The sequence below is a fragment of the Flavobacterium amylolyticum genome (assembly GCF_048284335.1).
Classification (GTDB): domain Bacteria; phylum Bacteroidota; class Bacteroidia; order Flavobacteriales; family Flavobacteriaceae; genus Flavobacterium.
The window spans coordinates 150,651-166,027 of sequence record NZ_JBLVPG010000001.1 but is presented as its reverse complement, the minus strand read 5'-3'; the positions used below and the strand labels follow the sequence as shown (position 1 = coordinate 166,027).

Genomic DNA, 15,377 nt, shown 5'->3' with positions numbered 1-15,377 from the left:
CTTAAACAATTAGAAAGGTAGACAAATAGTGATTTTTTTACTAGTTTGAATCTCCCATACGATCTATTTGTAGCAATAGAAAAGTTAATATTGCTGTATTTAATGAAACTTTAGGCGGAAATATTCGTTTTTTAATAGTTAATAAAGTTTAAGCTATATTTACCTTTTTAATGAAAAATGGGATTTATATTCTTTAGTAATATTGTTTTCAGTGTAGGATATAGAAAACCAATAATCATCCGCTGGGATCGCATATCCATTATAGGTTCCATCCCATCCCGAGCCATTCGGTAAAAGTTCTTTTAACAGTTTTCCATATCGATCGAAAATATATAATTTAAAATTTTCTTCATTTGGTATTCCAAGTATATTCCAAGTATCGTTAAATCCATCTCCGTTTGGAGTGAAAAATCGAGGACTATTTATGAATCTGACGGCTATCGGGTTTGTTATAGTTCCACAGTTTGCATCAATTACAGTTATTTCATGAATTCCGGAAGTTACATTATTAAATATGTTACTCGTTTGGGGCGTTCCTCCATCTAAGGAATAAAGAAAATTACTTCCATCACCTATAAATGGTACTGCGTTTATGGTTATGGTTTGATTGTCAGTAAACCATCCACTGGTTGTAAAAGTTACAGAGGCTGGTTTTGAGGATTCAATAACGGTAAAAGGTACGCTCTCTGATGTACAGCCCAAAATAGACAGATCAGTAACTGTTAGCGCGTAATTCCCAGGCTCATTTGTTGAAAAATTCTCAGCTGTACTGACTAAAGTTCCATCCTCAGTCTTCCATTCAAAGGAGTATTGAGGCGCGGTAAAACCACTTACAACATAAGAATCAGTTGTGGTACCTGTGTCAATATCAATACAAATGGGAGGAACGCTGAGCATTGGTTTTGGTTTTTCAGTAATAATAATTACCATGGAGGTTTCTGCAGGACAAATTACCGTTGCTGGTGTACCCGTTTCTGCATATGCATAAATAGTTGTTGAAACAGTAATGAAATCGCCTGGGAATTTTTCAGTATTATTGTTTCCTGGGCCACCGGAGTTTAAAAAGTAGCGGCTAATTGGAGCAGCATAGGGCGGGAGCTCATAGGATTCACATCTTGTTGTATTACTAATAGGGGATATTATTGGGCTAGCATAAATGGTGATAAGAAAAGGATCTTCATCAATGCAAGACACTCTATTGTTGTTTTTTACATATACATAAAGTGTTGTTGTAGCGGTTATAGGAGAGTAGGGCGGCAGTAATTCTCTGCCTGTCCCGTTGGGACCATTCGGAGCTGTATAATAACTGCCCATACCTACTATGGCTGGTAAATTAAAACTGTTACAAGCATATTGATCTTCTATGTCATTTACAAAAGTAACTAAAACAGTTATGCTATATTCTGAGATGCAGCTGTTAGGTGCAACAGCTGCTGCATAAACATAAATTGTTTTTGATGTTGTCAAAACCGTGCCTGCAGGTAAGATAGGGTTTGTAGATGATGGACCACCTGCAAACTCATAATATTCTCCGTTTTTCAAATCATCAAGAACATAACTCTGACCACATCGAATAACTTCAACTGGTTTTGCATCGACCAACGGTGATTTATTAATAGTGATCAGGAATTCTTCTTCTACAAAACAAGGTCCCGTAGTGGCTTGGTTATAGAAATACATAGTTTGGGTAGTGGTAACAGGATATCCAACGGGGCGAAGTTGCCCAGTGCCTTGAGGTCCCGTGAAATAATTGCCGGAATGAGACACAGGAGGTAAATAATACACATCACATTGTGGAGTTGTATCTGGTATTACCGGTAAGGGTGCAATGTTTATGGTAACGGTAAATTGTGCGTTATCGGTACAGTTTTGCCCTGTAACATAATACCAAAGCGTTGTAGTCGCAGTAATAGATGTGCCTGCAGCAACAAGTACTCCTCCACCTGCAGGAGCAGTTCTATATTCTCCAATTGTTAATGTAGGAAGAATATAGGTGGAACAGGAGTTTACATCCGTTGGAGGGTTAAGACTAGGCAAACCAATAAGAATTGTAAGTATTCTTTCAGAAGCACAGTTTTTTGGAGTTGTATTGGTTTCCTTGAAAATATATAGAGTTGTTGTAGTAGTTATAATTGTTCCTACAGGGATCATTGGAAGCCCTTTTTCTGGTCCTGAATAATAGGTGCCTCCATTTGGATCTGGAGGAACGGTGTATGAGTTGCAGTCAAATTGGATTGGATATTTAGGAAGGCGAGTAAACGGAATTATGGTTATTTCAAACGCGCTTTCTTGAGTACAAGAGGGCGTAACAGTGGTGTCTTCAAACCAAATGTATAAAATATTTTGCCCTGGGGTATTTATAACTGTCCCTGGTGCCAATTCTGTGTTTCCAGCAGTATTGGCTCCTCCACTGCGGGTAAAATACCTTCCGTACGGCAATGCTGGAAGCTCGTATTCGGTACAATAAAAGGATTTTTCGGGGGTAATATCACTCAATTTTACAATTGTGATATTAAAAGCGTCTTCATTGGTACACGTTCCAGATTGGTTGAAAACATATAAATTAATCGTCGTAGCGGTTATAACATTTCCAGCAAATAATTGTGTTCCAGTTCCATTACTTCCGGTCCAATATTGTGCGCCTGGATTTCTTAAAACAGGTAAAGTATAGGATGTACATACAAACACGTCATCGAGCAGATCTACAGTTGGTAATGGATTTACAATCAACTTAAAACTAGTAACAACAAAACAATTGTTATCTGAAATATTTTGTAATCGAACCCATAATGTTGCGCTGGGAGACACTAATTCGTTACCCGAATTTAGAGTTACCCTATTGGTATTATTGTTCGCTCCTGTTAATGTAGAATGAACGGAAAGTAAGTTGTACGTATTGCTTTGGGAACCTAATATGGAAGCAATGTTTGCGTTAAGGTTAAAAGTAGCTATTGGAGGTGTTTCAGAAAAATTTCGAGCACATTGGGATAGGTCAACTGGAATTGAGGCAATTATGGGAGAAGGAACAATCTGTAACTGAAAAGACCTAATTTCATAGCATAAGGTAGTCGGATTTTGAATTCTTACAAAAATTGTTTTTCCATTCTCAGCATTCGAAATGGTATGAATATTGGATATTGGAGCGGTATTGCTAGTAGCTGTTGCATTAGTAAGATGGTATGATATTTTAGTAGTTACTGGTAAATCATCTAAAGCACCGGTTGCAGTAGTAGATTGATCAATACCAGCTAAAATGATTGTACTGTTTTTATTTAAATCGAAATCATAGGATGGCGCTCCAGCATCACAGGTGTAAATGGTAGGCACCGTTTGTATTACTCCAATTTTAGGATAAATTTCTAGAATAATTTCATCGGTAACTTCAATACATCCAGGTTCTTTATAAGAGACACTAAAAGTATGGATCCCAGAACTTATCATTGGAAATAAAGTGTTTAGGTCTAATGTTTCCCCAGTTTGTGCTGGAGAAATTCCCATGTTTTCTTTTTTCCATACAAAGGTAGTGCCAGGACTTAAACCCCTTGCAGATAATATGGGTAAAGTACTTCCTGGACAAATTGCAGAATTGTTTGCTTCTGTATAATCCAAACCTAGTACATCTTGTCCAATGTTAAAACTATTAGCCTCTAAAAATATAGCAGAATCATAGCCCGTATTGTTTCCTCCGTCAGCAATAACTAATTTTATGCGGTAAACGTGATTGATATCTAAGCCAGTTGCAGAAGCTATCATTGAAATGGTTTGTCCGTTGAAGTTTATAGCAGGACCAAATCCGTTGCTGTTAAAAGCACCAAAATAGCTTGGATTGGCAGAAGGACAATTAGCATTATAAGTGTCATCTCTTATCGTTTCTACTGAAACGGGTAGGTTGGTGTTAGGAATTACGGCTAGATTTACTGATGTGCCCCCGGCAGTAACATCTTTTAAAAGAAAGGCAAATGCATCAGAGAAATTACATTGGGAGGTTCCATATTCTTCTGACGCAAATAGAAAAGAAAAATCAAAATTGGGTGTTTTTGGTTGGAAATCAAATTCTATATAGCTGGCATTTATAGAATTAATAGTTATTCCAGACTGAGAAAGTAAATTAGCTTCAAGATCGGAGTCGCCCAACCATGCAGAAGTACCATCACTTAGGATGTTAGTATTTGGTCCTGGGATTTTAGTGACATCTCCGGTACTCAAAACTACACCATTGGAAAAGGGGAAACCAGAATTTGTGTTTTCAAAATACCCTATTCCGTTTGAAGATCCAAATGCTATTCCTGTTCTGGAAGTTATATTCGAGCCTAGAACACAAGGGGAATTTATTAACACCTGATTTATTAATTGGTCAATCGAGTACTGAGTGGTACTAACTGTTATTGACTGCGAAAAACCAGTGTGAAAAACTATCAACAGTATGAAAATAATTATTTTTTTCATGGCCTAGGTTGTTAATTTCTGCATATCAAAAATAATCAAAATTGAATTAATAATTTAAAAAAACGCTGAAATTATGTTAACTCAAACTTAAAGACAGGAGGAGAGTAGCTTTTTTAATTTATTAGTGTTTTTAAGGCGTAATTGAACTCTTTTTATAAGCATATTAAGGAATTAGAATTATCTTTGCATTTTTAAATTTATATCATGACATTATCACAAATTCTTACGCCCTCCATAGAAAAAGCAGTGCACGCTTTATTTGATGTTACCATTGGTAAAGTTGAATTTCAAACTACACGCAAGGAATTTGAAGGGGACATTACATTGGTTATTTTTCCATTGTTGAAAGTAGTTAAAAGTAATCCGGTGGAATTAGGGAATAAAATAGGGGCTTACTTAGTCGAAAACTTGGCTGAGGTTAGTCGTTTTAATGTGGTTTCCGGATTTTTGAATATTGTCATTTCAGATGACTATTATTTGAATTTCTTCGGAAATATCAAAGACGTTGTGAACTTTGGTTTCGTAACACCAAATCCCGAGGATAAAGCGGTAATGGTAGAGTATTCTTCGCCAAACACTAATAAACCATTGCATTTAGGTCACGTACGTAATAATCTTTTGGGGTATTCAGTGGCGGAAATTATCAAAGCTTCTGGTAAAAAAGTATATAAAACCCAAATCATTAATGATAGAGGAATCCATATTTGTAAATCGATGTTGGCTTGGCAAAAATTTGGAAACGGACAAACGCCAGAATCCACAGGTTTAAAAGGAGATAAATTAGTAGGAAATTACTATGTTGCTTTTGATAAAGCATACAAAGAAGAAATAGCGCAATTAAGAAACGCGGGTAAAACCGAAGAGGAAGCTAAAAAACAAGCACCAATCATTCTCGAAGCCCAAGAAATGTTACTAAAATGGGAAGCTGGTGATGCCGCAGTTATGTCCCTTTGGAAAACTATGAACACCTGGGTTTATGATGGTTTTGCTACAACGTATAAAAACCTTGGTGTTGATTTCGATTGTTTTTATTACGAAAGCAACACGTATTTACTAGGAAAAGATGTCGTGCAGATTGGTTTGGACAGAGGTGTTTTTGAGAAAGACCCTGATGGTTCGGTTTGGATTGATTTAACCGAAGAAGGTTTAGATCGTAAAATTGTATTGCGTTCTGATGGTACTGCGGTATATATGACGCAAGATATTGGCACTGCGATTCAGCGTGTAAAAGATTATCCAGATGTAGGTGGAATGGTGTATACGGTAGGAAATGAACAGGATTATCACTTTAAAGTGTTGTTCCTTATTTTGAAAAAACTAGGTTTTGACTGGTCTAAAAATTTGTTCCATTTGTCTTACGGAATGGTTGATTTGCCTTCGGGAAAAATGAAAAGCCGAGAAGGGACGGTTGTCGATGCCGATGATTTGATGCAGGAAATGACGGATACCGCCCAGAAAATTGCCGAAGATTTAGGGAAATTAGATGCGTATTCGGCTGATGAAAAAGCTAATTTATACGGAACGATAGGTTTGGGTGCTTTGAAATATTATATTTTAAAAGTAGATCCTAAAAAACGAATCCTTTTTAATCCAGAAGAATCAGTTGATTTTGCTGGAAATACTGGACCGTTTATTCAATATACGTATGCCAGAATCCAATCTATTATTCGTAAAGCCAATTTTGATTTTTCAAACAAGTCAAAAATAACAACGTTGCACGAAAAAGAGAAAGAATTAGTGAAACAATTAGAGTTGTTTCCAGAGGTTATACAAAATGCAGCACAACATCACAGTCCCGCTTTGCTAGCAAATTTCACGTATGATTTGGTTCGGGAATACAATTCATTCTATCAGGCAGTTCCAATTCTTGGCGAAGAAGATTTAGAGCAGAAAATTTTCAGAGTTCAATTGTCTAAAAAAGTAGCAGATACTATTTCGGCTTCCTTTAAATTATTAGGTATTAGTGTGCCCGAAAGAATGTAATAATGGCATATTTTTTGCGTTAATTATTACTTAAATGATTTAAAGATACAATTATGAAAAAAATTCCAATTTTAGCTTTACTTGCACTTATAATAAGTTCTTGTACAAATGATTCCACTTCAGAAGGTAATGTAACTTTGAAAGCCACTGCGGTGTCTACAACAGGTAAGACTTCTCTAACTGCACGTACGGCTGCCTCTACAGTAGTTTTGACTGATTTTAGGATTAATATTGGGAAGATTAAATTTGAAACCGATGTGGAAGACGCGATGTACGGTATGGATCCCAAATATGATGACATTAAACTTGATGGGCCTTTTTTATTGGACTTGCTTGATCCAAACCTAACGTTAAGTCCGTTTATTACTTCTGTAAATGTTCCGAATGCGAGATATGAGGAAATCGAATTTAAGTTCGAAAAATCTACTTTAGTTGGTGAAATGAATGGCAAGACTTATTTGATTAAGGGAACCATAAATGGGAAACCATTTATTATTTGGAGCGATAAGGATGCCGAACTTGAATTGGATTTTGACGACCATAATAAAGATTTTACAATAAATAGTAATGATATTTCTTTAAACATTAAAATACATCTTGATGCTTTAATGAATAAACTAACAACTTTGGCAAACCAAGGCCTATTGTTAGATACCGATGGAGACGGAGTTATAGAAATTAGTACTGGTAGTGATGATAGTCACAACGATATTGGGGATTTCATAAAAGATTTACTAGAACAGGAAACAGATTTAGACGATAGAGATTAATCTTCAGTTTCATTGATTTCATAATAAAAGAGGCTATCTGAAGAAGACAGCCTCTTTTTATTTATAATACTATTTAAACTTCAAAATCAAATGCTTAAATTTGCGCCTTAATTAAAGAGAAAAAAATTATGTTCGATAATTTAAGCGATAAACTAGATAAAGCCTTTCATGTACTTAAAGGTCACGGAAAAATCACCGAAATAAATGTTGCCGAAACATTAAAAGAAGTTCGAAGAGCCTTACTTGATGCCGATGTTAACTTTAAAATTGCTAAAGATTTCACGACTAAGGTTAAAGAAAAGGCAATTGGACAGAATGTATTGACAACTCTTCAACCTGGTCAGTTATTAGTGAAGTTAGTTAAAGATGAACTGACAGAATTAATGGGTGGTGATGTCGCAGGAATTAATCTTTCCGGAAATCCAACAGTTATTTTGATGGCAGGTTTGCAAGGATCCGGAAAAACTACCTTCTCCGGAAAACTAGCAAATTATTTGCTTACAAAAAAGAACAAGAAACCATTATTAGTTGCGTGTGATATATACCGTCCTGCGGCGATTCAACAATTATATGTTGTTGGAGATTCTATAGGAGTTGAGGTATATTCAGAACCAGAAAATAAGAATCCAGTTGAAATTGCTCAAAATGCAATCAAACATGCTAAAGCTAATGGATTCAATGTGGTGATAGTCGATACAGCGGGGCGTTTGGCAGTCGATGAAGAAATGATGAACGAAATCGAACGCGTTCATAAAGCTATCGAACCGCACGAAACATTGTTTGTTGTCGATGCAATGACAGGCCAAGACGCTGTAAATACAGCCAAAACCTTCAACGAGAGATTAAATTTTGATGGTGTTATCTTAACCAAATTAGATGGAGATACCCGTGGAGGGGCTGCAATTTCGATTAAATCGGTTGTTAATAAGCCAATCAAGTTCGTAGGTACAGGGGAGAAGATGGATGCTATTGATGTGTTCTATCCGATTCGTATGGCCGAAAGAATTTTGGGGATGGGAGATGTTGTGTCTTTAGTAGAAAGAGCCCAAGAGCAATTCGACGAAGAAGAGGCACGAAAGATCCAGAAGAAAATTGCCAAAAATGAATTCGGTTTTGATGATTTCCTTTCTCAAATTCAACAAGTAAAGAAAATGGGTAATATGAAAGACTTGGTAGGAATGATACCAGGTGCTTCGAAAGCCATGAAGGATGTAGAGATAGAAGACGATGCATTCAAGCATATTGAAGCAATTATTCACTCTATGACACCAGTTGAGAGAAGTAAACCAGCCTTAATTGATGTGAAAAGAAAGGCAAGAATTGCTAAAGGTTCTGGAACCAAAATTGAGCAGGTTAATCAATTAATGAAGCAGTTCGATCAAATGAGTAAGATGATGAAAATGATGCAGGGACCAGGAGGGAAAAACTTAATGAAGATGATGGGCGGAATGAAAGGCGGAATGCCAGGAATGAAGTAATATTTGTTTAGGTTTAAGGTTTCAAGTGTATGAAACCTTAAACCTAACTTTTTTGATAAACAACTACAACAACTATTCAGTGATGAAGTTTTTTGTTTTAAGTTCCCAATAACTTTAAACAAAGGGCTTTTTAACTTTAAATTAAATTTAAATGCAACTACTAGACGGAAAAAAAACTGCGGAAGATATTAAGAGTGAAATTGCAGTAGAGGTTCAAAAAATGAAAGACAATGGGGAAAAAGTTCCTCATTTAGCGGCACTGATTGTAGGTAACGACGGCGCTAGTTTAACATACGTAGGAAGTAAAGTAAAAGCATGCGAAAGAGTGGGCTTTGAGTCTACTTTAGTAAAAATGCCCAGTACAACTACTGAAGTTGAATTGTTGAAAAAAATTAAGGAATTAAACGAGAATGATGCCATTGATGGGTTTATCGTGCAGTTGCCTCTCCCGGAGCAAATTGATGAACAAAAAGTTTTAATGGCGGTAGATCCAAGTAAAGATGTTGATGGATTTCATCCTGAGAATTTTGGAAAAATGGCTTTAGACATGACAACTTTTATTCCTGCAACACCGTTTGGAATTTTAGAATTGTTAGAACGATACGGCGTAGAAACTAAAGGAAAGCATACTGTAGTAATAGGACGTAGTCACATTGTGGGAAGACCTATGAGTATATTGATGGGAAGAAAAGGTTTTCCTGGAAATTCAACCGTAACTCTGACTCACAGTTATACTAAAAATATTGAAGAAATTACTATTCAGGCTGATATCATTATTACGGCTCTTGGTGTACCAAATTACTTAAAAGCAAATATGGTGAAAGAGGGAGTTGTGGTTATTGATGTAGGTATTACTCGTGTGCCAGATGAAACGAATGACAAAGGATATGTAATCACCGGTGATGTTGATTTTGAGCAAGTAAGTAAAAAAGCATCATTTATTACTCCTGTTCCGGGTGGTGTAGGACCTATGACCATTGCGATGTTATTGAAAAATACGCTTTTGGCTAGGGAAATGAAAAGAAATAAATAAAAAAATAGTTTTTGATTGAAAGCCTTAAATATACCTTTAAGGCTTTTCTTTTCTTAAAAAACGATTAAAATTCTAATAATAGATATTTATTTAGAATTTAAAGAATACTTTCGCAGCACTAAAAAATTACCTTTAAATGGACGATTATTATTCGGAAATGTTAAACTAATATAGCTCTAGAACTATTTTCAAGATGCTGTAAATAAACCTATAGAATTTTGAAATGAAAGCTTTTTACAAAAACAACAACGGATTAATTGCTACTACAGAATGGAGTCCAAACTGCTGGATAAATATTGAATGTCCTACCGAAGCAGAAAAAAAATATTTACTCGAAGACTTACAAATTCCCGAAGCATTTTATAACGATATTGAAGATATTGACGAAAGACCACGGATAGAAATTGAAAATGGTTGGACTTTGATCATCATGCGAATTCCTGTGAAGAGTACTGATGTGAAATTACCTTTTCATACTATTCCAGTGGGTGTTGTTTTTAAAGGAGAAGTATGTATAACCATCAGTTTTCATAAAACAGAAATGCTCACGGATTTTGTTACTTACACCAGACGTAAGAATATCAACATTAAAGATAACTTCGATTTAGTGTTGAAGTTATTGCTGTCTTCTAGCGTTTGGTATTTAAAATATTTAAAACAAGTCAATCAAAAAATAAAATTAGCCGAAGATAATTTAGAGAAATCCATAAAAAATGAGGAGTTACAAGCTTTGTTTCAAATTGAGAAATGTTTGGTATTCTTCATGACATCCTTGAAGGGGAATGATATTTTACTGCATCGAATCAAGAATATAAAAGCTCAGAGAGAGTTTTTTGACACAGAATTAGTAGAAGACGTCGAGATTGAATTGCGCCAAGCCCAAGAAACAACAAGTATTTATAGTGATATTTTAACAGGAATGATGGATGCGTACGCATCTGTAATATCCAACAATATGAATACGATTATGAAGCAGATGACTTCGATTTCGATTATTCTTATGATTCCAACATTGATTGCCAGTTTGTATGGAATGAACGTTCCCAATGATTTACAAGATAATCGCTATGGAATTTGGATTGTTATTTCCGTATCTGTTTTGTTATCTGCTTTTGGCGTGTTTCTATTCAAAAGAAAAAGATGGTTTTGATTTTATATTAACATCTGTAATCTTACTTTTTTATGTCTTTAATAGAATGTTTTTATATTTATAAAATTATTAAATACAATAAAAATGAAAATTTCAAACAGAGACATTAAAATATTTTTCTTAGGATTTGCTACGCTTTTTATCATAGAAACAGTTTACGACTGGGATTCTACTATTGGGTCTTTTAAAAGAGGCTGGGATGCAAGCTCAAAATAGATTATGAGAAGTTAAAATCTTTATCAATACCCTTTTCCTTTAAATGAAAGGAATTTATACTTTATAAAATTAAATCGGTTTCTATTTTGATATCTAATAATAATAATTAACTTTGTATTTCAAAGTACTTTATTTATGAATCAAAAATTGCAAGAAGATTTATCACACATTCGTTCCATGATGGAACGTTCTTCAAGATTTATTTCGTTAAGTGGCCTTTCAGGAGTATTTGCTGGGTTATTTGCGTTAGCAGGCTCAATTTATGCATATCAATTATTTAAAAATAATGGTATTGAATATTTTGATGGTAAGCAAAAGATATATAGTTCTGATTTAATAATCGATTTAGTTTTGATTGCTTTTGCAATTCTCGTCTTTGCATTAGGATCGGGTATATTTTTTACGTTGAGAAAAAGTAAAAAGTTTGATTTGCCAGTTTGGACTAATACTACAAAAAAAATGGTGTTAAATTTAGCGATACCTTTAATGGTTGGGGGTATATTTTGTATGGCACTTATATATCATCAGTTATTCGCTTTGATTGCTCCTGTTACTTTATTGTTTTATGGCTTAGCATTAATAAATGCAGGAAAATATACTTTTTCGGATATTAGATATTTGGGTACATGTGAAATTATTTTAGGTTGTGTTTCCCTTTTTTATCTTGGTTTTGGACTTGTTTTTTGGGCAATAGGATTTGGCGTTTTACACATCCTGTACGGAATAATTGTGTTCAAAAAATACAAATAGAAATGGGAATCATTGATGCATTAAATAAAGATTTTGAAAGTCGGGTCAGATTAGGCATTATGTCTGTTCTGATGGTAAACGACTGGATTGATTTCACTGAAATGAAATCTTTATTAAATATCACGGATGGTAATTTAGCAAGTCATTCTTCGGCATTAGAAAAATCGGGATACATTGAGGTTAAAAAAGAGTTTGTTGGCAAAAAACCGAAAACATCGTATCGAGTTACCCATAGTGGTCGCGCTGCTTTTGTTTCCCACTTGAATAGTCTTGAAAAATTAATTAAATCTAAATAGCCTTTTTTTTAACTTTAAACTTTGAAATGCAAAGTACTTTTAAATTTTTTATTATGAAAAAACATCAATTAATTTTAGTCTGTAGCTTGATTTTTACGTTGCTTTTTTACAAGCAAGAGGTAGGCGTTAATCTTGCTATTTTCGGTGTAGTATTAACCGGAATGATTTGCTATTTCTGTCAAGAACGATTTACAACTCGTTTGCATTTAATATTAGTAACCACCTCAGTTTTGTCGTGTTCTGCCTTTGCTTGGTATGGTGATTTTGTGTCTTTTTTGGCTTTAGCCATGTCTGTTCTTTTTTTACAATTTAAAACTCGTGAAGTAAAACTTAAAATATTACAGATTTTCCCCATTATATTTATCAACGGGTTTGCTTCATTAGGTCGCATATTCTTATTTAGTCAATGGCTTCCAAAAAGAGAATTTAAAAATGATTTCGCAAAAAAAATAATTGCTTACGTTTTTATTCCAGCTTTATTCATAAGCTTGTTTTTTGTGGTATATGCATTTGGTAGTGATCATTTTTCATCTCTATTTATGGATTATAACTTGGATTTGGACATCTTCGAGGTCTTTCTGATAGCTTTGTTAGGATTCTATATTTCGTTTAGTTTTTGGAATTATTGGGTTCCCGATGTTTGCTACGAGTACAACTCAATATTAGATACTGATTTCAGCAACGAAATTAAAAACCAAAATAAAAAGACTTTTTCTTTTCTTGATTTAGATTTCGAGAGAAAGAGTGGCGAAATTACCTTTGTACTTTTGAATGTTATGCTTTTGATTTTTATAGTTACGTATAATTACGAACAGTTTTTTGAAACAATCGAAGTGTCTACATTGAGTTCAGCCACTCACGAAAGCGTAAATGCAGTAATTTTCTCTATTGTTATGGCTGTAGGTGTAATCTTATTTTATTTTAAAGGAGGATTTAATTTTGATGAAAAAGCAAATCATTTAAAACTTTTAGCTAAAATTTGGATTCTTCTAAATGGAGCTTTAATCATTAGCGCGCTTATCAAAAACTCAGAGTATATTTCCTATTTTGGTTTAACCTACAAAAGATTGGGTGTGTATGCTTTCTTGATTTTGGCAATTATTGGATTGTTTTTTGCCTTTTCAAAAATTATTAATCAAAAAACCAATGCCTATCTTTTCAATCAAATGCTTTGGTATTTCTATGGAACGATTCTGTTATGCAGTTTTGTGAATTGGGGAAACCTGATCACTAATTACAATATCTCCGTTAATAAAGGGGTGGAGCCTATGTTTTTATCCACACTTAATTTTAATGATGAAATTCGCAGTGATTATTTTTTACAAAATAAATTAGATGGACAGTACATTGAAATTTCAAGAGAGAAGGAGATTAGTCGCTATCAATCCGAGCCCTTTTTATCAAAAGCTTTGTATTATGAGTTTATAACTGGTAAATAAAAATAAAAAACCATTCAGTTTCTGAATGGTTTTTTTATGCTTAATAATCTCCTTTTCCTTTGAATCTGGGATCATCTCTTTTGATGAATTCAGTTTTTCTTTTAGGTACTTCTGTTTTAGGTAAACTGGCTTCTTCCGTTTTGCTAGAGGGCTCAATAAGCTCGTTTAATTCTTTGATTTCGGCATCAGTCAAATCACGGTATCGTCCAACAGGAATATCTAATGAAATGTTTATGATTCTAATGCGTTTTAGAGCCGTTACATCATAACCTAAATATTCTGTCATTCTACGGATTTGACGGTTTAAGCCTTGTGTCAATATAATTTTGAAAGTGAATTTGCTAATTTGTTCCACCTTGCATTTTCGGGTAACGGTGTCCAAAATAGGAATTCCATTTCCCATGCGTTCGATAAAACGATCGGTGATGGGTTTGTTTACGGTTACTGTATATTCTTTTTCGTGATTGTTTCGGGCACGTAATATTTTATTAACGATATCACCGTCATTGGTCATGAAAATCAACCCTTCACTGGCTTTGTCCAATCGTCCAATAGGGAAAATACGTTTGGGATAATTGATGTAATCCACAATATTATTGCGCACATCAAGGTTTGTGGTGCACTCGATTCCTACTGGTTTATAAAAAGCAAGATAAACAGGTTTCTCATTTTTTTCCCGGATTAACTTGCCATCAATACGCACTTCATCATTCGGGGAAACTTTGGTGCCTAATTCTGGAACGATTCCATTGATGGTTACTCGACCCTCTTCAATGATTTTATCAGCTTCACGGCGAGAGCAATACCCGGTTTCTCCAATGAATTTATTTAGGCGTTTTAAATTTTCTTCCATACTGCAAAAGTAGTACTAAATTGTTTAATCGATTATGCCGTTATTTATTTATTTATTTGAAAAATTAATAAATAAATAAAGCCTGAAGTATCAGTTATACTTTAGTGTCTGAATCAAACAAGAAATGGGAAACTTTTTTATACAACTCATCGTCATGCATGCTATGTCCCAAACCTTTCGTTTCTATAAAAACTACATTTTTCCATGCCCCAGCAATTTTTTGGCCTTCTTCAAATAAAACTATAGAGTCGTCAATATCATGAGCGATTAATCCTTTTATATTTAATTTCGAAGCAAATATTTTACCTGAAAATTGTTCCAGGCTCAGTTTGAAATTATTGAGATAATGGACCTCTAGAGATTTTGAAACTTTAAGGTTTAAGCTTAATAATGCAATGTAATTGTTCAGGATTATTTTAAAATCGCTTGGCGCTCCTAGGATTACCATTTTTTTTAGTGCATCATTTTGATAAACAGATTGGTAATACAAGCAGGTTTTTCCGCCTATAGAGTGGCCGATGAGATATTGTGGCTTGAATTTTTGAACTGCAACATGTATAAATTGGGCGTACTGAGGTATATTAAATTCTTTTCCACTGGATAATCCATGAGCGGGACCGTCTATAGCAATGATCGTACTTCCTGATTTTTTTAGATGCGGAAGTAAATTTTCCCATCGAGAAGCATTACTTTCCCATCCATGAACAAGAAGGATAATGGTTTCGTTTCCTTTCCAGGTGTAGGTATGAAAATAATCTTCTTTGAGTTGGAATGTTTCAGACTGTGCTTCTTGCAGAATTTTAGGAAGTTTGTTTTTGGATAATTTTCCTTCTCTGGGTTCACTAAAAAACGCATACGCAAGTTGCGATGCTTTTTTCGGGAATACAAAACTTAAAATGTTAATGTATAACCCAATGGATTTAGTGAATATAAAAAACAGGACTTTCTTCATAATAAAAAAGT

The 15,377-nt window shown here is 34.4% G+C and carries 12 protein-coding genes; 9 read left to right on the top strand and 3 right to left on the bottom strand.

Annotated features, from left to right (window positions below; all coding sequences use genetic code 11):
- Window positions 1-159: 159 nt before the first annotated feature.
- On the bottom strand, window positions 160-4,446 hold the full coding sequence (locus ACNQF9_RS00715; RefSeq protein ID WP_417958337.1) for a T9SS type B sorting domain-containing protein: 4,287 nt from the start codon (window positions 4,444-4,446) through the stop codon (window positions 160-162).
- Window positions 4,447-4,650: 204 nt separating this feature from the next.
- Here ACNQF9_RS00715 and argS point away from each other — a divergent pair, with 204 nt between their 5' ends.
- The 9 genes from argS to ACNQF9_RS00670 all read left to right on the top strand — a co-directional run bounded on the left by argS (window position 4,651) and on the right by ACNQF9_RS00670 (window position 13,561).
- Window positions 4,651-6,429: an arginine--tRNA ligase gene (gene argS, locus ACNQF9_RS00710; protein WP_417989429.1), complete on the top strand. Its 1,779-nt coding sequence runs from the start codon at window positions 4,651-4,653 to the stop codon at window positions 6,427-6,429.
- A gap of 53 nt (window positions 6,430-6,482) precedes the next feature.
- Entirely contained in the window at window positions 6,483-7,199 is a 717-nt protein-coding gene (locus ACNQF9_RS00705) for a hypothetical protein (protein ID WP_417958334.1), read from the top strand.
- A gap of 128 nt (window positions 7,200-7,327) precedes the next feature.
- A complete protein-coding gene (gene ffh / locus ACNQF9_RS00700; protein WP_417958333.1) occupies window positions 7,328-8,677 on the top strand; it encodes a signal recognition particle protein in 1,350 nt (449 codons plus the stop codon).
- Between the two features lie 151 nt (window positions 8,678-8,828).
- The gene (locus ACNQF9_RS00695; RefSeq protein ID WP_417958332.1) at window positions 8,829-9,710 is read left to right on the top strand and encodes a bifunctional 5,10-methylenetetrahydrofolate dehydrogenase/5,10-methenyltetrahydrofolate cyclohydrolase; all 882 of its coding nucleotides are present in this window, start codon (window positions 8,829-8,831) and stop codon (window positions 9,708-9,710) included.
- 223 nt (window positions 9,711-9,933) lie between these two features.
- Entirely contained in the window at window positions 9,934-10,860 is a 927-nt protein-coding gene (locus ACNQF9_RS00690) for a magnesium transporter CorA family protein (RefSeq protein ID WP_417958331.1), read from the top strand.
- 84 nt (window positions 10,861-10,944) lie between these two features.
- Window positions 10,945-11,076, top strand: a complete 132-nt coding sequence (locus tag ACNQF9_RS00685) for a hypothetical protein (RefSeq protein WP_417958330.1) — start codon at window positions 10,945-10,947, stop codon at window positions 11,074-11,076.
- A 135-nt stretch (window positions 11,077-11,211) separates the two neighbouring features.
- Window positions 11,212-11,826 (top strand): hypothetical protein, encoded by a 615-nt coding sequence (locus ACNQF9_RS00680; RefSeq protein ID WP_417958328.1) that lies wholly within the window; start codon window positions 11,212-11,214, stop codon window positions 11,824-11,826.
- Between the two features lie 2 nt (window positions 11,827-11,828).
- Window positions 11,829-12,122, top strand: a complete 294-nt coding sequence (locus ACNQF9_RS00675) for a winged helix-turn-helix domain-containing protein (protein WP_417958327.1) — start codon at window positions 11,829-11,831, stop codon at window positions 12,120-12,122.
- Window positions 12,123-12,175: 53 nt separating this feature from the next.
- Window positions 12,176-13,561 carry a DUF4153 domain-containing protein gene (locus tag ACNQF9_RS00670; RefSeq protein WP_417958326.1) on the top strand — a complete coding sequence of 462 codons (1,386 nt, stop codon included), beginning with the start codon at window positions 12,176-12,178 and terminating at the stop codon, window positions 13,559-13,561.
- A 40-nt stretch (window positions 13,562-13,601) separates the two neighbouring features.
- Here ACNQF9_RS00670 and rluF read toward each other — a convergent pair whose 3' ends face one another.
- A complete protein-coding gene (gene rluF, locus ACNQF9_RS00665) occupies window positions 13,602-14,414 on the bottom strand; it encodes a 23S rRNA pseudouridine(2604) synthase RluF (protein WP_417958324.1) in 813 nt (270 codons plus the stop codon).
- 94 nt (window positions 14,415-14,508) lie between these two features.
- Entirely contained in the window at window positions 14,509-15,366 is an 858-nt protein-coding gene (locus ACNQF9_RS00660; protein WP_417958323.1) for an alpha/beta hydrolase, read from the bottom strand.
- Window positions 15,367-15,377 lie beyond the last annotated feature (11 nt).